Genomic DNA, 24,332 nt, shown 5'->3' on the forward strand with positions numbered 1-24,332 from the left:
CAATGGCTCTAGGTAATGGTAATACAGCTTCTGGCGGTGCAGCAGTGGCTATGGGTGCTTATAACCAAGCAACAGGACGTGCTTCTGTCGCTATTGGTAACGTATCTATGGCATCTGCTGAAGATTCTATTGCAATTGGTAACCGTGCAAACTCTAATCCAGCTAACCAAGATAGAGGTAGCGGTCAATACTCTATTGCTGTGGGCCGTGAAAGCTGGGCAAAAGGTTCTGATAACATCAGTATCGGTCATAAGGCTGAAACAGATTCTTCTGGCGATAGCATTGCTATGGGTCGTGAATCTAAAGCAAACCAAGCTAATGCAATCGCTGTTGGTCCACAAGCTGATGCCAACGGTTGGGGTGGTATTGCCATGGGTCGTGAAGCAGCAGTAAGTGCTAATTTTGGGACTGCTATTGGCTATAAATCTAATGCAAAAGGTAGTGCTTCTATCGCTATTGGTAAACAAAATAATTCCAATCTTGGTGATACTATTACAATGGGTAATAGTAATACTGCTAATACAATGGGCGGTATCGCAATTGGTAAAAATAATATCGCTGACTCCTCTATTGGGGATCCTACTACTGCAAATAAAGAAAACTCTCAAATCGCTATTGGTTTAGACAACAAAGCAACAAGTCAAGATACTGTAGCTATCGGTCGTGAAGCTGAATCTACAAAAACTGGTGCTGTTTCTTTAGGTGCGCGTACAAAAGCGAAAGGTGACTATGCGGTAGCTATTGGTTCTGCTTCTCAAAATAAAACTGTAGAAGCAGCTGATTATGCGGTAGCTGTTGGTGCAATGTCAAAAGCTAATGGAGACCGTTCTGTTGCTATTGGTGGTGGCGCAGAAACAACTGCAGGTGCATCTCGTTCTGTAGCTCAGGGTTATAAATCTTCTGCATCTGTTGCCGATGGCGTAGCTCTTGGTTCTAACTCTAAAGCAACTGTAGATGCAGGTGTTAAAGGCTTCAACCCAGCTGAAACTCGTACTAATAAATATGCTGGTTTAGCTGGTACGGCACAAACATCCACATTGGCAGCTGTTTCCGTAGGTGACGGTGCTACTGCAACTCGTCAAATTACAGGTCTTGCTGCAGGTACTAATGATACTGATGCTGTTAACGTAGCTCAATTAAGAAGTGTTAACTTGAAATACGCTGGTGACACTGGCAATGGCGATGTATTGTTAGACGATGGTACATTGAAAATTAAAGGTGATGATCCTACATTTATTTCTACATCTGCTGATAAAAATGGTGTTACAGTAAAAGCTAAAATAGGTGCTGATATTACTACTAATGCTGATGGTAAAGCAGTTGCGCCTACTACAAACGGCATTGCTACAACTGACAATGTTACTCAAGCAATCAACAACTCTGGTTGGAAAGTAACTTCCGCTAACAATGGTGGTACTACAAACGGTACATCTATTGAAAAAGTAAGCCCTGGCGATACTGTTACTTTCAAAGCTGGTAAAAACATTGTATTAGACCAAGCTGGTAAACAATTCACATACTCTTTGAATAAAGATGTTGATTTGACTAACGGTGGTTCTTTAACAATTGGTGATACTAAAATTAACAACGATGGCATGACTATCACTGGTGGTCCATCTGTAACTAAAACTGGCATCAACGCTGGTAACAAAAAAATCACTAACGTAGCTGCTGGTACAGATGATACTGATGCAGTTAACGTAAAACAATTGAAATCCGCTAAGACAGAAGTTAAAGAAGGAACTGGTGTTACTGTTGTTAAGTCTCAAGGCACAGACGGTCATGATATCTATACTGTAAGTGCAACTGGTACTGCAGCTGCTGACCCTACTAAACTTAAAGCAGGTAAAAATACTACTGTAACAGGTGACGGTTCTACAGCTACCCCTTATAAAGTAAATGTGGAAGGAGACTTGGCTGATATCTCCTCCATCACAAACGGTAATGGTTCTGGTAAAATCTCCTTCGCTGGTGATCAAGTTGTAAAAGTTGAAGGCGACAACCCTATTTCCTTAGATGGTAAAGGTGGCTATGTAACTGGCTTACAAAATAAAGATTGGGATATTACTAACCCAACTGTTGTTTCCGGTCGTGCAGCAACTGAAGACCAATTGAAAAAAGTAAGCGATGGCTTCAACAACACAATTAAATTAGCAGGTAACACTGGTAACACAGATACTCAAAAATTCAATAAAACTGGTGGTTTGAGCTTCGGTGTAGTTGGTGCTAACAACGGTCAATACATCAAAACAACTGCTTCTGGTACAGATGTAGTAGCTGATTTGTCCGATGATGCAAAAGCTAAATTGAACCATACCTTTGAAGTAGCTCCTGGTTCTAGTAATGTAACAGTATCTAAAGATACAACTGATCCTAATAAAACAGTTTATAAAGTAGCTGTAGCTAATTCTTCTACACCTGGTGGTGCTTCCTCTACTGAAAGTGTAGTTAAAAAAGCTGACGCAGCTGGTGACACTAACATTGCTGACGTTACAGTAGCTGGTGGTAAAAATACTAATGATCCAGATGCTCAATACGAAGTTAATGTTTCCCGTAATGCTGTTAAAGATGCAGCTCGTGAAGCAGTAACAGTTAACAACGGTGGTACAACTACTGGTGGTAACTACACAGCTGATACAAATAACCCTATCACTGTTAACCCTGTGAAAGATGATGCAAACCATAACACTACATACGAAGTGAAATTCGATGGTGAAAAAGCAGCTAAACAAATTCCTTTGACATACAAAGCTAATGGTACTGGTGACCAAACAGTTAAATTGGACAAAGGTTTGAACTTCACTAACGGTTCTAACACAACAGCTTCTGTAGCAGCTGATGGCGTAGTTAAATACGACTTGAACAAAGACGTTGATTTGACTAACGGTGGCTCCTTAACAATTGGTGATACAGTAATGAACAATGGTGGTTTAACTATCACTGGTGGTCCATCTGTAACTAAAACTGGTATCGACGCTGGTAATAAGAAAATTACTAATCTAGCTCCTGCTACTGATGGTACTGATGCAGTTAACTACAATCAATTGAAAGCTGCTCGTACAGTTGTTACATCTTCTGACGGTTCTGTAACAGTAACACCTGGTACAAATGGTGATGCATTAACTTATGACTTGAAAGTTAATAATACTGGTGGTACTACTGCTTCCACTTGGAACATCAAATCCTCTGCAGATACAACTAATGGTGGTGCTACAGCAACTGGTCATGAAACGGCAGCTAAAACTATTGAAAACACTAAAACAGTAGAAATGATTGCTGGCAAAAACTTAACAGTTAAACAAACTAGCGATACTGATGGTGCTAAAGTTGAATACGCATTAGCAAAAGACCTTAAAGGTTTGGACAGTGTAACAACTAAAGAAGTCAAACTTGGTGATGATACAGACAATATCACTATCAAGAAGGATGGCGACCGCATTACATACACTACTGATGGTACTAATAATAAAACTGTAGCTACTCTCGAAGATGAAAAACACATCAAACCAGGTAGCTATGCTGTACAAAACGATGGTAGCGTAACAATGACTTACGTTGATGGCAATGGTAACCCAGTAGCTAACGATGAAGCTAAAATCACTGGTATTGCTAAACAAGATCTTTCCAACATCACTGATGCAGGTAAGAACGTAATCACTGGTCTTGGCACAATTGTTAAAGGCGGCGAAAACGTTAACGTAACTGAAGCATCTGATGCTACTACAGGCCAAAAAACTTACACTGTAAATGCTGTAACTCCAGCTGTTTACACTAAAGCTGATGGTACTAAAGTAGTTAAACGTCCAGATGGTACTTACACAACAAACATTGACGGTTCTGCTGGTAATGATGTTCCTGCAAGTGACGTTATCGTATCCTTCCAAGATGCAGCTGGTAACACAACTGGTGGCAATTCCATCGTAAACAACGTAGGTTCTGCTATCGATAAAACTGGTACAACTACTGGTGATACATTCTTAACTAAACTTGATGATGCAGCTACTGCAACTCCAAATGCAGCAGTAAATGTTAAAGACCTTAAATCTACATCCGATGCTATTATTGGTAAAGAGCTTCACATCGCTCCAACAGCAGTTAAAGCTGGTAGCACTGAAGCTAAAGGTGGCGTAGTAAGTGGCACTGAAAACGTATACAAATACGATGCAGCTACTAAGAAAGTTACATTGACTTACAATGATGGTAATGGTAAAGCTGTAACTGATACTAAAGCAGTTATCGACTTCTCCGACTTGAACATCCCAGCTGCTGGTAATAACTACAGCTTCAAAACAAATGCAACTGGTAACCTTGAAACTGGTACAACTGCAACTGAAACTGAAGTAGCAAGTGGCAAAACTGTAAACTTCGGTGCAGGTAAAAACTTGACTGTAACACAAAAAATCGGTGCTGATGGTAACCAAACATACACTTACGCATTGAACAAAGACTTAACTAACCTAGATAAAGTAGTTGTTAATGGTAAAGATGGTAAAGACGGTGAGGATGGTGTATCCATTACTGGTCCTACTGGCGCAGCTGGTACAGATGGTAACAATGGTAAAGTTGGTATCACTGGTAAAGATGGTAAAGATGCAGTATCTATCTCCGGTAAAGATGGTGTAGGTCACATTGGTTTGACTGGCCCTGCTGGTAGAGATGGTAAAAATGCAACTGCTGATATTACTGTTAAAGAAGGTAAAGCTGGTGTAGATGGTAAAGACGGTGTTGATGGTATCACTCGTATCTTCTACAACGATAAAGATGGCAACGAACATCAAGTAGCAACTCATGATGATGGTATGAAGTTTGCTGGTGACGACGGTCAAGATAACCAAGATACAAATGCACAAGTTATTAAGAAACATCTTAATAACGTTGTAGATATCGTTGGTGGTGCAGATAAAACTAAGTTGACTTCTACTGATAACATCGGTGTTAACAATGTTAATGGCAAATTGAAAGTTCAATTGGCTAAAAATGTTGACTTGGATGCTGATGGATCCTTGACTACTGGCGCTACAAAAGTTGATAACAACGGTGTTACAATCACTGCTCCTGCAGGTGGTACTACTACTGATGTTAAATTGACTAAAGATGGCTTAGATAATGGCGGTAACAAAATTGTTAACGTTAAAGCTGGTGAAAACGATACAGATGCAGTAAACGTTAAACAATTGAAAGACAAAGTTACAACTGTTGAATCTTCTGATAACACAATCTCCGTAACTGATAAAAATGATCCTACATCTGCAACTTATGATGCAGCTAAAGGTCACCAATATGACATCAAGATCAATAACCAAGGTGTTGTAAACAACGCTCAACTTCCAGTGGTATACACTAAACAAGATGGCACTAAAGTTTACAAACAACCAGATGGTACTTTCAACACAGCTAAAGATGGTTCTGGTACTGTTGTAAATGCTGGTGATGTAATCGCTTCCATGAATAGTGCAGGTGACTCTACTACAGCTCCTACTAAGTTGAACAACGTTGGTTCCTCCATCGCGGATAAAGCTGGTAATACATTCTTAGATAAGATTGATGCAGCTGCTGGTGACAACAATACTAAGAACGGTGCAGTTAATGTAACAGACCTTAAAAATACAGCTGATGCATTGATTGAAAAAGGCTTGAAATTCGATGCTAATACTGGTGGTGTAAAAACTAATAAACTTGGTTCCACTGTGAAAATCCAAGGTGAAGGTAATAAAGCTGATACTGAATACAGCGGTGAAAACGTTAAGACTATCATTGGTCAAGATACAGATGGTAACACAACTATCGACGTTAAACTTGATAAAAACCTTAAAGCTGACAGCGTAGTTGTTGGTAAAGATGGTAAAGACGGCGTTGATGGTAAGATCGGTGTTAACGGTAAAGACGGCGCATCTGTTGTACTCAACGGTAAAGATGGCTCTATCGGCTTGACTGGTCCTAAGGGTGCTGACGGTAAAGATGGCGCAAGTGCTAAGATTTCCGTTAAAGACGGCGTTCCTGGTGTTGATGGCCAACCTGGTGATAAATTGACTCGTATCGTATACCAAGACAAAGACGGTAACGAACATGAAGTAGCAACTCACGATGATGGTATGAAGTTCGCTGGTGACGACGGTCAAACTGATGCAACTAAAGTTATTAAGAAACATCTTAACAACGTAGTAGATATCGTTGGTGGTGCTGATAAAGCTAAATTGACTGATAACAACATTGGCGTAAACAACGACAATGGTAAATTGAAAGTTCAATTGTCTAAAGACATTGATCTTACTAAAGATGGTTCCGTAAAAATCGGCGATACTACAATTAACAAGGATGGTTTGACTATCAATGGTGGTCCATCTGTTAAGAAAGATGGCATCAATGCTGGCGATAAGAAAATCACAGGCGTTAAAGCTGGTGAAGCTGATACAGATGCAGTAAACGTTAAACAATTGAAAGATAAAGTTACAACTGTTGAATCTTCTGATGGCACTATCTCCGTAACTGATAAAAATGATCCTACATCTGCAACTTATGATGCAGCTAAAGGTCACCAATATGACATCAAGATCAATAGCCAAGGTGTTGTAAACAATGCTCAAATTCCAGTGGTATACACTAAACAAGATGGCACTAAAGTTTACAAACAACCAGATGGTACTTTCAACACAGCTAAAGATGGTTCTGGCGATGTTGTAAATGCTGGCGATATTATCGCTTCCATGAACAACCCTAACGCTTCTACTACAGATCCAATGAAATTGAACAACGTTGGTTCTTCCATCGCTGATAAAGCTGGTAATACATTCTTAGATAAGATTGATGCTGCTGCTGGCGACAACAATACTAAGAACGGTGCTGTAAACGTTACTGACCTTAAAAATACTGCTGATGCAATCGGCAACAAAGGTTTGAACTTCGGTGCTCAATCTGGTAATGACATCCACAAAAACTTGGGTGAAAAACTTGAAATCGTAGGCGAAGGCACTAAAGCTGATGACAACTACAGCGCATCCAACATCAAAACTATGACTAAAGATGGTAAAGTTGTAATCGGTCTTGATAAAGATCTTAACGGCTTGAACTCCATTAGCGTTCCTGGTAAAAATGGCGTTGATGGTAAAGATGGTGTATCCATCTCCGGTAAAGATGGTGCTAACGGTATCGACGGTAAAGTTTCCATCGGTAAAGATGGTAAAGACGCTGTATCCATCGCTGGTAAAGACGGCGTAGGTCACATTGGCTTGACTGGTCCTCAAGGTCCTGCTGGTGCAGATGGTACTGGTGTAGATATCTCTACAGATCACGGTTCCAAAACTCTTGTTAAACCAGAAGCTAACAATGGCGACAAATCTGAACGTATCGTATACGTACCAAAAGATAAAGATGGTAACCCATTGAAAGATACTGATGGCAACCCAATCAAACGTGAAGTAGCAACTATGGATGATGGTTTGAAATTCACAGGTAACAACACTGGCACTGAAAACAAACATGCGTTGAATACACTTGTTAAAGTTCAAGGTGAAGGTGTGACTGCGGCTCAATCCACTGCATTCCAATCCGCTGCTGGTAACATCAACGTAGTAGCTGATGGTAACGATACATTAACTGTTAAATTGAACAAAGACCTTAAAGGTATCAACTCCATCAAGAATAGCGACAATGGTCCTGCATTGAACTTCAACGCTGGTGACCTTTCCGTAACTGGTGGTAACCTCAACATGGGTGGTAACAAAATTACTAACCTTGGTAAAGGTACTAACGATACAGATGCGGTTAACTTGAAACAATTGAAAGATTCCCGTACAATCGTTAAATCTACTGATGGTTCCGTAGGTGTTCGTGAATCTGAAAGTGCTGATGGAGCTAAAGTATACGACTTGTCTACTGGTGCAAGCCCTCGTTTCGATGAGTTAACTGATGAAATCGGTCGTGTAGGTGCACAAGGCGCAGCTCTTGCAGCATTGAAACCTATCCAATACGATCCATTAGAACCAACTCAAATCATGGCTGGTTATGGTAACTACCGTGGTAACTCCGCTATTGCAATGGGCGTTGCTCATTACAAAAACGAGTCCACAATGATGCATGCAGGCTTAGCTTGGGCAGGTGGTTCCCGTCACATGATGGCAAACGCTGGTGTAACTTGGAAAGTTGGCAACCGTGATAGCGAAGCTGCTGTAGCAGATCGTTACCGCAAAGGCCCTATCAGCTCTGCTTATGCAATGCAACAAGAAATGGCTTCCGTTAAAGCACAAAACGCTGGATTAAAAACAGAAGTATCTGATTTGAAAGCTGAAAACGAACAAATGAAAGCTCAAATTGCTGCTATGATGGCAAAACTTGGTATGTAATCATTTGTGAGTGTAAGAACTGAATGAACAAAGGAAGGTATGCGCTACCTAGCGTAGCGCTTACCTCTCCCTATTGTTTATGAAAATAATGCTTTTAAATATGAACGTGAAACGCGTGAGAGATACTTTCACCATAATCTAACGATAGAAAAGAGGAATATAGAATGAAAAAATCTACATTACTTGCTTGTGCAGCGGCTCTTGTTATTTCTACAGGCGTTGTAGGTGCACAATCCGCTCCAACATATGACGATAATTTGATTTTACGTAATCCAGTATCTGCTCCAGCATTGGGCAATGTAGTATTGGTTCCTGTGGCTAGCCCACAAACAGTGTCTGCTGTTCATGACTATGTGAAAGCTTGGCAAAATGCGGAAATCAACATCGCAAAAGCTAAAGTAAAATACGAAAACCATGAACGTATGACTAAAGCTGAGAAAAAATGGTTACATTCCTATGACAAACACAACTATGCTGACTACTTCCGCACACATTCCATCGGTCGTGTACATGGTCAAGAAGTGTTCTTGAACTGGAATGGTGAAAACCGTAATAAAAACGAATACGAATATTTCGAAATGCCTAAATACAATAAAGAAGATGGCTTCACTAACAGCTATGGTTACAATGTATTGCGCGGCATGACAGATCGTATTAACGAAATCATCCAAAAACAAAAAGAAGTTGGCGGTCCTATGACTGACGACGAAGCACAAGCATTAGAAGATGCTATTTTGGATGTAATGGCTAAAGACCAAGAAAACGTTTCTAACGAAGAACTTCGTCACTACATGAACGAAACAATCTGGTTCGCAGCTAAACAAACAGTTAAAAATAAAGCTAGTGAAGAACCTACTGTTCAAGATGAACATACTGTAGATCTTCGTGAAGCGATCAATCGTCCAGCTAACCAAGAAACTAAAAAAGTAGACTTGCGCGCTGCGATTCAATAATAAGGTTTGTAAATTTAACTATAAATCATTAACACACTGAGAGCTCGGCATAAACGATATACAATGAATTAGGAAGATGATGTGTGACGCACAGTGTATATAATGAACAACTACATATGGCCCTCATACGGCGATTGTTTGAGGGCCTTGCTGTTCCCTGGACCCCGACTAGGGCATACAATCCTTATGCGAAACGACGCCATCCGAAAGGATGGCGTTGTTTTTTGCGTTTATCTATTGTTGTCCTTACTTAAGGCTCAATAGCTGTTCAAATATAAACAATTATAAAATAATAGACTACTTATATTAACTACCTTTTTCTATGCATTTATGAAGAAACGCTTTATTACTATGTTTTATCTTCATCTAATTTAGAAAGTTTATATATTTTAGATGAAGATAAACTTGTATAAGATATACAAATATAATGTAAATATAAACTGATATGATCTGTTTTATACCCTTATATATATAATGTATTATATTATATATAATACAATTATAAGAGAAACCCTTATTCTATGCCGATGTGGAGAAATTTTCACATATCTAGAAAGTTCGGTTTATCTTGTTTAGAAATATAAAATTTATTTTAATTATTTTAGGAATTTCTATTTACAATTAGTTTATAAATTGTTATCATATTAATATCTTAATGAATAGTATGTGAACGTGTGTCATAAACAATTCATGAAACAAAAAATGTATATAAGGCATTTAGTGTTTTCTTTATAAGAGAGAAAGGGGTTCATAGTTTCTATGAATAAGGTTTTTAAGGTCGTTTATAGCAAATCTAAAGGCTGCTACGTAGTAGTACCTGAAACTGCTAAAAATAATAACGGCAAGAAAAAAGTATTGGCTAGTGTATTAGCTGGCTTGGCTGTAGCTGGTGCTATGGGTGGTGTTGCTCCTCTAGAAGCACAAGCAGGTTATGATACTAGTGGTAGTCATGTAAATATTTGGGCTGATACTTATCCAAAAAGTAATGGTCAAAACTATAACGTTGGGCAAAACTCCATCGTTGTAGGTTACCAAAATACTACGGATGATGTAGCTGGTCATGATGGCAAAGTAGCTATTGGTGCAAAAAATACATCAACTAATAATGCGACTACTGCTGTAGGTAATAGAAATACGGCTACAGGTGGTGCGGCAACAGCTGTTGGTGCTGGTAATACTGCATCTGGCAATGGTTCTGTTGCTGTTGGTAATGTAAATAATGCTGATGCTAAGGCTGCTGTTGCTATTGGTACCTACAATAATGTTAATTACACCAAAGGCTCTTGGGAAACAACGCCTAAAAATGCAGGCGAATATTCTACTGTAGTAGGTAATTACTCTAGTGCCACTGGTACTAGCGCTTCTGCTATGGGTGTATATACTAATGCTACTGGTGCAGGTTCTTTTGCTGCTGGTTACAACAATAATGCAAAGGGCCAAAACTCAGTTGCCATTGGTTCTGAAAATACATCCCACGTGGCAGACACTGTAACTTTGGGTCAATTTAATAATGCTAAAACAATGGGTGGTATCTCCATCGGTAAAAATAACTTGACTGACTCCACAAATGGTGGCAGAAACTTTGCAGCGACTGCAGATGAAAACTCTCAAATCGCCATCGGTCGTGATAATGAAGCGACTCATTTAGATACAATTGCTATCGGTCGTGAAACTAAAGCATCCGGTTCTGGTGCTACTGTAATTGGTGCACGTGCAGAAGCTTCTGGTAACAATGCTATCGCTATCGGTCAAAGTGGTAAAGATTCTCCTAAAGTAATTGCTAAGGGTGTAAACTCTATTGCTATCGGTATGCAATCTCAAACTGAAGGTGAATCTGGTGTAGCTGTAGGTGCTGGTACTCGTGCAAATGGCCAATATGGTGTTGCCGTAGGTCATGTGGCTAAAGCTAATGTAACTAGAGGTACTGCTCTTGGTGATGTAGCAGAGGCTAATATTGCTGAAGGTGTAGCATTAGGTGCTTCTTCTGTTACAACTACAGATAAAGGTGTTGTAGGTTACAACCCATCCGATCCTCATGAACGTAAATATAGTCCTTTAACTGGTAATGTAAAAACAGCTACTACAGCTGCTGTATCTATCGGTAATGGTCAACAAATGACTCGTCAATTGACTGGTCTTGCTGCTGGTACTGCAGACACTGATGCTGTTAACGTAGCTCAATTGAAAAACGTTGGTGTTGCTGTAACTGGTAACACTGGTAAGAGTGACTTCTTAACTGATGGCGGTAAATTAAACGTGATCGGTACAGGTCGTGTATCTACTGTAGCGGCTCATGATGGTGCGAAAGACTCCAAAATCACTGTAGGCTTTGATGACAAAGGCATGGTGAAAGCTGGTAAAAACGTTACTGTTAACGAAGTAACTGTTGATGGTAGAACTACTTACACAATCAACGCTGCTGACACAGCTGCTAAATATGACTTCTTAACAAATGCTACAGCTAACGGTGGTAAACTTGACGGTGAAGCAACACCTACAAAAGTTCAAAGCGGTACTACAGTTAACTATGCAGCTGGTAAGAACTTAACAGTTAAACAAGATATTGAAACATCTCTTGGTCAACAAACATATACATATTCCTTGAATAAGGACCTTAAAGAAATTACATCCATCACTAACAATGGTGGTCCTACAATGAACTTTGGTTCTAACAACATCAGCATTACTGGTGGTAACTTGGATCTTGGTAATAACAACATCACTAACCTTAAATCTGGTGGCGATGTAATCAATAACGCTGCTAACATTGGTGACGTTACTCGTATCTCCAAAGCTAATGATTTACATATTGCACCTACAGCAGGCACTAACAACAATGTGGCTGAATACACTGTAGATGCTAACAAAAAGGTTACATTAACTTACCAAGATGGTAATGGTAAAACTGTTAACGGCCCTAAAGCAGTTATCGACTTGAGCGGTTTGAAAACTGGCGACATGAGCTCTTTCAACGTGAAATCTACTGCTACAGAAGGTAAAGTGGCACAAGGTTCTGCTGGCGTTCAAGAAATCCGTGACGGCAAAACTGTGGAAATGCAAGCCGGCAAAAACATGACCATTAAACAAACTAATAATAATGGTAATGCAGCTGTTGAATTTGCATTGAATAAAGACATCGATTTGACTCCAGATGGGTCTATCAAAATTGGTGACACTAACATCACTGACAATGGCTTGACTATTAACGGTGGTCCATCCATTACAAAAACTGGTATCAATGCTGGTGGTTTGAACATTACTAATGTGAAAGCTGGCGTAAACGACAACGATGCAGTTAACGTAAGCCAATTGAAACAAGTTCGTGCTGATGAACGTCACATCAAACCTGGTGAATACGCAGTTGATAACAACGGCAAAGTAACAATGACATACGTTGATGGTAACAACAAAGACGTTCCTAACGAAACTGCTGTTATCACAGGTATTGCTAAACAAGATCTTTCCAACATCAACAATGGTGGTAAGACTGTCATTAAAAACCTTGCTAAAGAAGCTATCGACATGGAAAACGGTAAGAACACAACTGCTTCTCACCGTGACGTAAATGGCGTTAAAACTTTCAAAGTAGACGTTGAAGGTGATTTAACAGACATTACATCCATCACTAACAAAGCTGGCGATGGCAAAATTGCATTTGGTGGTAACCAAACTGTAAACGTAGCAGGTGATCACAACATTGCTATTAATGCTAAAGCTGGTGACATCACTGGTTTAACTAACGTAACTTTAGATGCTCCTGACTTCGCTAAAAAAGGTCGTGCTGCAACTGAAGAACAATTGAACATTGTTAATAACAAGTTCAATAACACAGTTGGTTTGACTGGTAACACAGGTGCTACTGAATTACAAAAATTGAACAAACAAGGCGGCTTGAGCTTCGGCGTTGTAGGTGCTAACAATGGTGAGTACATCAAAACAACTGCTTCTGGTTCCAATGTAGTAGCTGACTTGTCCGACAGCGCTAAAAACAAATTGAACAGCACTGTTGAAGTTCAAGGTAAAAACGCTGCTAAAGTAACAAGTACAGTAGTTAACAATGCAGATGGTAGCACAAAAACTATCTACACTGTAGATGTAAACAACGTAAAACCTACGGCAGCTTCTACTGAAAAAGTACAAGCTAAAGCAGACGTAGCTGGTTCTAGCGATAAAAACATTGCTAAAGTTTCCCCTAAAGCTGGTGAAAACTTCGGTGATGCTGGTGCAACTTACGAAGTAAACGTATCCCGTAACGACGTTAAAGATGCAGCTCGTGAAGCAGTTACTGTAAATACTACAAACACAACTAACAACCCTATTACTGTTACACCTGTACAAGATGAAGCAAATCATAACACTACATACCAAGTAACATTCGATGGCAACAAAGCTGCTAAACAAATTCCTTTGACTTACAAAGCGAATGGCCAAAATGCTCAAACAGTTACATTGGATAAAGGTTTGAACTTCACAAACGGTAAAAATACAACAGCCTCTGTAGATGCTGAAGGCGTTGTTAAATACGATGTGAATAAAGATTTAGTTAATATCAATTCCATTTCCAATACTACAAATGGTCCAAAAATGGAATTTGGTCCTAACTCCATTAACATCACAAATGGCCCTATCAACATGGGTGACCAAAACATCACTAACCTTAAATCTGGTGGCGATGTAGTGAATAACGCTGCTAACATCGGCGACGTAACTCGTATTTCTAAAGCTAACGACTTGCACATTGCTCCAACATCTTCTAACCGTCAAGGTGAAACTACTACATCTTACGCTTATGATGCAGCAAGCAAATCTGTTACATTGAAATATAACGATGGTAACGGTGCTAACCAATCTGGTACAGTGGCGAAAATCGACTTGTCCGGTTTGGCTGATCAAATCAAAGACGGTTATTCCTTCTCCACTGACGCTAAAGGTAATGTAGTTGGTAACCATGCTGTTACACCTGTAGCAAATGGTAAAACTGTTTCTTATGCAGCAGGTAAAAACTTAACTGTTGCTCAAAATATTGATAATGCAACTGGTGAACATACTTACACATATGCATTGTCCAATGATGTTGATTTAACACCAAATGGTTCCTTGAAAATTGGTGACACAATTCTCAACAATGGTGGTTTAACAATTACAGGCGGCCCATCCGTTACTAAGACTGGCATCAACGCTGGTAACTTGAACATTACTAATGTGAAAGCAGGCGTAAATGATACTGATGCAGTTAACGTTAAACAGTTGAAAGACTCCCGTACAGTAGTTACATCTAACGATAAATCCGTAACAGTTAATAAAACTGAAAACGGTAACCAAGTTACTTATGACTTGCATGTAGCTCCAGGCGCTGCACAATCCGTATGGAATGTGAAATCCACTGGTAATACAACTGCTGACTCCGAAGCAGCTGCAAAAACTATCACTGACGGTAAAACAGTTGAAATGGCAGCAGGTAAAAACTTGACTGTTAAACAAACTAGCAACGAAGACGGAGCTAAAGTTGAATTCGGTTTAGCTGGTGACTTGACTAACATCAAGACTATTAAAAACGAAGGTCCTGCTACTTTCACAATCGGCGGCAACGAATTCAAATTCGATGGCGGCAATGTGAACATGGGCGATAATAACATCACTAACCTTAAATCTGGTGGCGATGTGATCAATAACGCAGCTAACATTGGCGACGTTAAACGTATCTCCAAAGCTAACGACATTCATATCAAAGACAAAACATACACAGTGAACGCTGATAAAACAGTTACATTGGAATATGTTGATGGCAATGATAATGCAGTGAACAAAACAGCTAAGATCGACTTGAGCAACTTGCCAACAGGCGATAAAGCTGCTGTTGAAAGCGTTGTTAAAAAATCTGCTGCTGCAGGCGACACTAACATCGCTGACATCACTGTAGCTGACGGTAAACAAACTGGTGATGCGAATGCTAAATACGAAGTAAATGTTTCCCGTAATGCTGTTAAAGATGCAGCTCGTGAAGCAGTTACTGTAAATACTACGAACACTACTAACAACCCTATCACTGTTACACCTGTTCAAGATGAAACAAACCATAACACAACTTATACAGTAACATTTGATGGCGATAAAGCTGCTAAACAAATTCCTTTGACATACAAAGCGAATGGCTCTAACGACCAAAAAGTTACATTGGATAAAGGTTTGAACTTCACTAATGGTTCCAACACAACAGCTTCCGTAGCTGCTGATGGCGTAGTTAAATACGATCTTAACAACAACGTAAACTTGACTCCATCTGGTTCCTTAACTATTGGTGATACTGTTGTTAATAACGGTGGCTTAACTATTTCCGGTGGCCCATCTGTTCTTAAAACTGGTATCAACGCTGGTAACTTGAACATTACTAATGTGAAAGCTGGCGTAAACGATACTGATGCAGTTAACGTTAAACAGTTGAAAGATTCTCGTACAGTAGTAACTTCCAACGATAAATCCGTAACAGTTAACAAAACTGAAAACGGTAACCAAGTTACTTACGACTTGCATGTAGCTCCAGGTGCTGCACAATCCACATGGAATGTGAAATCCTCTGGTAATACAACTGCCGATTCCGAAACTACCGCAAAAACTATCTCCGATGGTAAAACAGTTGAAATGGCAGCAGGTAAAAACTTGACTGTTAAACAAACTAGCAACAACGACGGCGCTAAAGTTGAATACGCATTGTCCGACGACATCAAAGTTGGTAACGACGGTAAAGATGGCAAAGACGGCGTTGACGGCAAAATCGGCGTAAACGGTAAAGACGGCTCTGCTGTTGTAATCAACGGTAAAGACGGCTCCATCGGCCTCAATGGTAAAGATGGTAAAGACGGTCTTACTATCCGTGGCGCTAATGGTCAAGACGGCGTAAATGGTACAAACGGTACTAACGGTATCACTCGTATCGTATACGAAGACAAAAACAACAACAAACACGAAGTGGCTACTACTGATGACGGTTTGAAATTCACTGGTAATAACACTGATGTTGTAAACAAAAACAAATTGAACAGCCTTGTTAAAGTTCAAGGTGAAGGCGTAGATAAAACAACTTCTGCATCCTTCAAGAGCGCTTCTGGTAACATCAACGTAAAAGCTGATGGTACTGATACTCTCGAAGTTCAATTGAACAAAGATTTGAAAAACATCACCTCCATTAAGAACGATGGTCCTGCAACTATGACAATTGGCGGCAACGAATTCAAATTCAATGGCGGCAACGTGAACATGGGTGGCAACAACATCACTAACCTTAAATCTGGCGGCGATGTAATCGATAACGCAGCTAACATTGGCGACGTAACTCGTATTTCCAAAGCTAACGACTTACACATTGCACCAACTAAATCTGATCGTGCAGGTGAAGCTACTACATCTTACTCCTATAATGTGGCAGACAAATCCGTTACATTGAAATACAATGATGGCAATGGTGCTAACCAAGCTAATACAATCGCGAAAATCGACTTATCTGGTTTGGCTGATCAAATTAAAGACGGCTACTCCTTCTCCACAGATGCGAAAGGTAATGTAGTTGGTAACCACGCTGTAACAGCAGTAGGCAACGGTAAAACTGTATCCTACGCAGCAGGCGATAATTTGACAATTACTCAAAAAATCGATAATACAACTGGTGAACAAACTTATACATATGCATTGTCTAATGACATCAAAGTTGGTAACGACGGTAAAGATGGTAAAGACGGTGTTGATGGTAAGATCGGCGTAAACGGTAAAGATGGTTCTGCTGTTGTAATCAATGGTAAAGATGGTTCCATCGGCCTCAATGGTAAAGACGGTAAAGATGGTCTTACTATGAAAGCTAAAGATGGTCAACCTGGTGTAAACGGTAAAGATGGTATCACTCGTATCGTATACGAAGATAACAGCAAGAATACACACGAAGTAGCTACATTGGATGATGGCATGAAATATGCTGGCGACGATGCACAAGGTGCTGATAAATCCAAAGTTATCGCTAAGAAATTGAACGAAACTATGGATGTTGTTGGTGGTGCAGATAAGTCTAAATTGACTGACAACAACATCGGCGTAAACAACGTAGATGGCAAATTGAAAGTTCAATTGTCCAAAGAAGTTAACTTGACTCCATCTGGTTCCTTAACTATTGGTGATACTGTTGTTAATAACGGTGGCTTAACTATCTCTGGTGGCCCATCGGTTCTTAAAACTGGTATTAATGCTGGTAACTTGAATATCACTAACGTGAAAGCTGGCGTAAATGACACTGACGCAGTTAACGTAAAACAATTGAAATCCGCTAAGACAGAAGTTAAAGCTGGTGACAACGTAACAGTTGATAAAACAATTGGTGCTGATGGTCAAAACATTTACACAGTAAATGCAAAAGCAACTAACCTTGGCGATGCTGAACTTAACTACACAGCTAACGGCGGTGCTAAACAAAAAGTTAAATTGTCTGAAGGCTTGAACTTCGTTGACGGTAACTACACTAAAGCTTCCGTTGATGCAAATGGTGTTGTTAAATACGACGTAACACTTGGTAAAGTGAGAGACGGCGTTGACGGCAAACCAGGCGTAGATGGTGAAAATGGTATTGCAACAGTTAAAACTTTAGTAGATACAATCAACAACTCTGGTTGGAAAGGTGACGTTACTGGTAACACAGTAGGCGATCACAGTGCAACAATCGTAAAACCTGGCACAACTGTAAACTTCGGTGCAGGTAAAAACTTAACTGTTGAACAAATCGTTGATAAAGTAACTGGCAACCATACTTACAACTATGCATTGTCCGACGATATCAAAGTTGGTAATGATGGTAAAGACGGTAAACCAGGTGTTGACGGTAAGATCGGTGTAAACGGTAAAGACGGTTCTGCTGTTGTAATCAACGGTAAAGACGGCTCTATCGGCTTGAATGGTAAAGACGGTAAAGATGGTCTTACTTTCAAAGGTGCTAATGGTCAAGACGGCGTAGACGGTAAAAACGGTACTAATGGTATGACTCGTATCGTTTACGAAGATAGCAACAAGAACAAACACGAAGTTGCTACTACTGATGACGGCTTGAAATTCACTGGTAACAACGAAAGCGTTGTAAACAAAAACAAACTTAACTCCACAGTTAAAGTTAAAGGTGAAGGCGTTACTGAAGAGCAAGAAAAAACATTTGAATCTGCTGCAGGTAACATCGCTGTAACTGCTGATGGTAACGATACTTTGAACATTCGCTTGAATAAAAATATCAAAGGCATCGACTCCATCCAAACTAAGGAAATCCACTTAGGTACACCTGATAACTACACAACAATTAAGAAAGATGGAGACCGCATTAAATACGGCGATAAAACATTCGCTAACACTGACGATATCTGGACAATCCAAGCTAATGGCACAGATGTTCCAGCTAACGGCGGTAAAGTAAATGTTAAAGGTGCTGACGGTATCACAGTATCCAAATCTGCTAATGGCGAAATGACAATTAGCGGTGCTGGCCTTGGTACAATGAACAGCTTCAACGTTAAATCTTCTGGTAATACTACTGCTGATTCTGAAACAACAGCTAAGAGAATTACTGATGGTAAAACTGTTGAATTCTCCGGCGGTAAAAACCTCACTGTTAAACAAACTAGCGACGAAAACGGTGCTAAAGTAGAATATGCATTGAGCAACAATGTAGATCTTACTAATAAAGGTTCCGTAACAATTGGCGATACTAAGATCACTGATGGTGGCTTGGTAATCAACAATGGCCCATCCGTAACTAAAGATGGCATCAATGCTGGTAATAAACAAATTACTAACGTTGATGACGGTGTAAACGATACTGATGCGGTTAACGTACGTCAATTGAAAGCAGCTAAAACTAACCTTGTTGACGGTCAAAACACTAAAGTGACTGGCGACGGTTCTAAAGCTAACCCTTACAAAGTTAATGTTGAAGGCGATTTGAACAAAATCACTTCCATCACTAACAACGAAGGGGACGGTAAATTAGAATTCAAAGGTGACCAAGTAGTTAACGTAGCTGGCGACAACACAATCAAGCTTGATGGTAAAACTGGTGACATCACTGGCTTAACTAACAAAACTCTTGATTCCGCTGACTTCGCAACTAAAGGTCGTGCAGCAACTGAAGAACAATTGAAACTTGTTCAACAAGAAGCAGCTAAAAAATCTACTGAAAAAGTACAAGCTAAAGCTGATGCTAATAACATCGCTAAAGTAGCTCCTAAAGCTGGCGATACATTCGGTGCAGCTGGTGCAACATACGAAGTATCTGTAGATAAAAATGACGTTAAAGATGCAGCTCGTGAAGCAGTTACTGTAACAGGTGACAACAAAGCAATCACTGTAGATGTTCAACCAAATGCTACTAACCATACAACTAACTACCAAGTTAACTTCAATGGTAACGAAGCAGCTAAACAAATTCCATTGACTTACAAAGAAAATGGTGGCAATGCTAGAACAGTAATGTTATCTGAAGGTTTAGACTTCTCCAACGGCGTAAATACTACTGCTCACACTGATGCGAACGGTAAAGTATCCTTCGACGTGAAAGGTGACCTCACTAACATCACTTCCATTTCCAATAACTCCAATGGTCCTAAAGTATCCTTCGGTGGCGATACTGTAAATATCACTGGTGGCAACCTCAACATGGGTGGTAACAAAATCACTAATGTTCAAAAAGGCACTAATGATACTGATGCAGTAAACGTTAAACAGTTGAAAGATTCCCGTACTACATTGACATCTGATGACCAATCCGTAGTATTGAAGAAAACTGAATCTGCTGATGGCGGCTTAAACTATGACCTTTCCGTAAAAGGCGCAGTTGACCCTCGCGTTGATCAATTGAACGAAGAAATCGGTCGTGTAGGTGCACAAGGTGCAGCATTGTCCGCATTGAAACCTATGCAATACGATCCATTGGAACCAACTCAAATCATGGCTGGTTACGGTAACTACCGTGGTAACTCCGCGATTGCAGTGGGCGTAGCTCATTACAAAAACGAGTCCACAATGTTCCATGGCGGCTTGTCCTGGGCTGGCGGTTCTAGCCACATGATGGCAAACGCTGGTGTAACTTGGAAAGTTGGTAACAGAGATGCTGAAGCAGCTGTAGCAGACCGCTACCGCAAAGGCCCTATCAGCTCTGCATACGCAGTACAAACTGAAATGGCAGCAATGAAAGCTCAAAACGCCGGATTAAAAGGTGAAGTATCTGACTTGAAATATGAAAACGAACAAATTAAAGCTCAAAACGCTGGTCTACAAAGTGAAGTAGAAGTATTGAAAGCTCAAATGGCTGCAATGATGGCGAAAATGGGTATGTAATATGTCTCTTGTGATGGTGAAAGCCCCTTCTAGGGGCGCCCATCCTAAGGCGTGTTCGAGTAATTAGGTCACATGACCTGGTTATACTTTCAGAAAAACTAGAAATCCTAGTTATCAAAAGGATACAACTGGTACGGGTTCCTTCGGGAACCCTGAACCAGCACATTAATTCGACTATGAAAAGAGGAATAGATATGAAAAAATCTACAATGCTTGCTTTCACAGCGGCACTTTTAATGAGCGCAGCATCCATCACTGGTCACGCAGCAAGCGCACCAACATATGATGATAACTTGATCTTGCCAAACCCTGCATCCGCACCTGGTTTGAGCAATGTTGTATTGGTACCTGTGGCTAGCCCACAAGTAGTACAATCTCTTCATGATTATGTGAAAGCATGGGAAAATGCTGAACAAAAAATCGCGTTAGCAAAAGCTAAACGCGACAATCATGAACAATTGACTAAAGCTGATAAAAAATGGTTGCATTCCAAAGATAAACATAACTATGCTGATTACTTCCGTACGCACTCCCTTGGTCGCGTACATGGCTTTGAAACAGCTTTAAATTGGAACGGTGAAAACCGAAACAAAAACGAATACGAATACTTTGAAACGCCTAAATACAATGAAAAAGATGGCTTCGTAAATAGCTATGGTTACAACGTATTGCGTGGCATGGTAGATCGTGTTAACGAAGTTGTACAAAAGCAAAAACAAGTAGGCGGTCCTATGACTGACGACGAAGCACAAGCATTAGAAGATGCAATCTTGGATATCCTTGCGCAAGAGCAAGAACATGTATCTAACGAAGAACTTCGTCATTACATGAACGAAACAATCTGGTTCGCATCTAAAGAAACAGTTAAAAACAAAGCAAGCGAAGAACCAACTGCTGCTGATGAGCACGTAGTAGACCTTCGCAAAGCTATCAACGAACCAATGGGTAGCAATGACTACAACAAAGTTGATTTGCGCAGTGCGATTCAACAATAAATGATATCTATAGTAATGTAGATATTGTAGCCTTTTCTTCTCTCGTTAAAAGGCTTAGTTGATCTCTAATACATACTGATGATATATGATGTATCCCTTACATACACATATATCTAAAATGACACATTGGCCCTTATATTGAGTTTATGAGGGCCCCTATACCCTGGACCCCCGACTAGGGAACACAAATCCTTATTAAACAACGCCATCCGGTTGGATGGCGTTGTTTTTATATATATATACTATATAACGACAGAATTATGCTGATGATACATGTAGCTTAAGAGGTGATTAATAAAAGAGTCTGAATGGGAATTACTACCTATAAAGAATAACGATATAAATGAATTGGTAATAGCGTATATAGTAAGCCAATTTAAGTTGATTATTGATATTATTAATAAGTACTATATATAGTATGGAAAATACAAGAATCTACCATATAAAGAGAGGTAGAAAAAAGTTTGCAAAATTTTAAAATTAGGGGTTGCGTACCTCAGTTCTTTGTACTATAATAGCTATACAGTCGTTCGAAGCGACTGTTTATTAGTTAGCAAACACTAGATAAAATCTATGTTTGTTGATAATCGTTTTAGAATAAAAATGTAATTCCTGGTTGAAACAGAAATTACAAAATTCTAAAAAAGATTATAAAAAGATGTTGACATGAAAGTGACAACATGTTATTATAATCTAGTCGCTAGTTGATGAAACACTTCGAAAGAAAGTGCTTCGAAGCTAGATAAAATCTGGTTTAACTGGTACAGATCTTTGAAAACTGAACAATGATAGGTAATCAATCAATACGATTGAACATATGCCAGAGTGCGGGTTTTGACAAAGTCAAAACCAACCATAATTCAAAGTTACTTAAATGTAACGACAACAAATAATGAGCTATTCAAATAGCTTCAAGATATCTTGGAGAGTTTGATCCTGGCTCAGGACGAACGCTGGCGGCGTGCTTAACACATGCAAGTCGAACGAAGAGCGATGGAAGCTTGCTTCTATCAATCTTAGTGGCGAACGGGTGAGTAACGCGTAATCAACCTGCCCTTCAGAGGGGGACAACAGTTGGAAACGACTGCTAATACCGCATACGATCCAATCTCGGCATCGAGGATGGATGAAAGGTGGCCTCTATTTATAAGCTATCACTGAAGGAGGGGATTGCGTCTGATTAGCTAGTTGGAGGGGTAACGGCCCACCAAGGCGATGATCAGTAGCCGGTCTGAGAGGATGAACGGCCACATTGGGACTGAGACACGGCCCAGACTCCTACGGGAGGCAGCAGTGGGGAATCTTCCGCAATGGACGAAAGTCTGACGGAGCAACGCCGCGTGAGTGATGACGGCCTTCGGGTTGTAAAGCTCTGTTAATCGGGACGAAAGGCCTTCTTGCGAATAGTTAGAAGGATTGACGGTACCGGAATAGAAAGCCACGGCTAACTACGTGCCAGCAGCCGCGGTAATACGTAGGTGGCAAGCGTTGTCCGGAATTATTGGGCGTAAAGCGCGCGCAGGCGGATTGGTCAGTCTGTCTTAAAAGTTCGGGGCTTAACCCCGTGATGGGATGGAAACTGCCAATCTAGAGTATCGGAGAGGAAAGTGGAATTCCTAGTGTAGCGGTGAAATGCGTAGATATTAGGAAGAACACCAGTGGCGAAGGCGACTTTCTGGACGAAAACTGACGCTGAGGCGCGAAAGCCAGGGGAGCGAACGGGATTAGATACCCCGGTAGTCCTGGCCGTAAACGATGGGTACTAGGTGTAGGAGGTATCGACCCCTTCTGTGCCGGAGTTAACGCAATAAGTACCCCGCCTGGGGAGTACGACCGCAAGGTTGAAACTCAAAGGAATTGACGGGGGCCCGCACAAGCGGTGGAGTATGTGGTTTAATTCGACGCAACGCGAAGAACCTTACCAGGTCTTGACATTGATGGACAGAACTAGAGATAGTTCCTCTTCTTCGGAAGCCAGAAAACAGGTGGTGCACGGTTGTCGTCAGCTCGTGTCGTGAGATGTTGGGTTAAGTCCCGCAACGAGCGCAACCCCTATCTTATGTTGCCAGCACTTTGGGTGGGAACTCATGAGAGACTGCCGCAGACAATGCGGAGGAAGGCGGGGATGACGTCAAATCATCATGCCCCTTATGACCTGGGCTACACACGTACTACAATGGGAGTTAATAGACGGAAGCAATACCGCGAGGTGGAGCAAACCCGAGAAACACTCTCTCAGTTCGGATCGTAGGCTGCAACTCGCCTACGTGAAGTCGGAATCGCTAGTAATCGCAGGTCAGCATACTGCGGTGAATACGTTCCCGGGCCTTGTACACACCGCCCGTCACACCACGAAAGTCGGAAGTGCCCAAAGCCGGTGGGGTAACCTTCGGGAGCCAGCCGTCTAAGGTAAAGTCGATGATTGGGGTGAAGTCGTAACAAGGTAGCCGTATCGGAAGGTGCGGCTGGATCACCTCCTTTCTAGGGAGACATACACCGAGCCAAGAGCTTGGATGTCACTTAGGTCGACACTTTGGCCTGTAAGTAGACGTAGCATATGCGCTAGCTGTACTTACAAACCTAACATTGTTCGGTTTTGAGAGATCTGTAAAGACTCTCAAACAACTCCATACAGGAGTTTTGTTCTTTGAAAACTGCATAGAAGAATTAATATATATTTGTAAGGTCAT

At 40.6% G+C, this 24,332-nt stretch carries 4 protein-coding genes and 1 rRNA gene; all 5 read left to right on the forward strand.

What is annotated here, in order from left to right:
* Nucleotides 1–2 precede the first annotated feature (2 nt).
* Nucleotides 3–8,339 (forward strand): YadA-like family protein, encoded by an 8,337-nt coding sequence (locus tag EL171_RS00210; RefSeq protein ID WP_005384743.1) that lies wholly within the window; start codon nucleotides 3–5, stop codon nucleotides 8,337–8,339.
* A gap of 164 nt (nucleotides 8,340–8,503) precedes the next feature.
* On the forward strand, nucleotides 8,504–9,292 hold the full coding sequence (locus tag EL171_RS00215) for a hypothetical protein (RefSeq protein ID WP_005384742.1): 789 nt from the start codon (nucleotides 8,504–8,506) through the stop codon (nucleotides 9,290–9,292).
* Between the two features lie 759 nt (nucleotides 9,293–10,051).
* The gene (locus EL171_RS00220) at nucleotides 10,052–20,647 is read left to right on the forward strand and encodes an ESPR-type extended signal peptide-containing protein (protein ID WP_005384741.1); all 10,596 of its coding nucleotides are present in this window, start codon (nucleotides 10,052–10,054) and stop codon (nucleotides 20,645–20,647) included.
* 194 nt (nucleotides 20,648–20,841) lie between these two features.
* Nucleotides 20,842–21,642, forward strand: coding sequence for a hypothetical protein (locus tag EL171_RS00225; RefSeq protein WP_039968809.1), 801 nt, complete (start codon nucleotides 20,842–20,844; stop codon nucleotides 21,640–21,642).
* A gap of 918 nt (nucleotides 21,643–22,560) precedes the next feature.
* Nucleotides 22,561–24,123: ribosomal RNA gene (locus EL171_RS00230) — 16S ribosomal RNA — on the forward strand.
* Nucleotides 24,124–24,332 lie beyond the last annotated feature (209 nt).

It is taken from the genome of Veillonella dispar (assembly GCF_900637515.1).
Classification (GTDB): domain Bacteria; phylum Bacillota; class Negativicutes; order Veillonellales; family Veillonellaceae; genus Veillonella; species Veillonella dispar.

Bases quoted from the DNA above. Each gene is read 5' to 3' on its own strand.
- EL171_RS00220 (WP_005384741.1), top strand. From the start codon at position 10,052: ATGAATAAGGTTTTTAAGGTCGTTTATAGCAAATCTAAAGGCTGCTAC.
- EL171_RS00215 (WP_005384742.1), top strand. From the start codon at position 8,504: ATGAAAAAATCTACATTACTTGCTTGTGCAGCGGCTCTTGTTATTTCT.
- EL171_RS00225 (WP_039968809.1), top strand. From the start codon at position 20,842: ATGAAAAAATCTACAATGCTTGCTTTCACAGCGGCACTTTTAATGAGC.
- EL171_RS00210 (WP_005384743.1), top strand. From the start codon at position 3: ATGGCTCTAGGTAATGGTAATACAGCTTCTGGCGGTGCAGCAGTGGCT.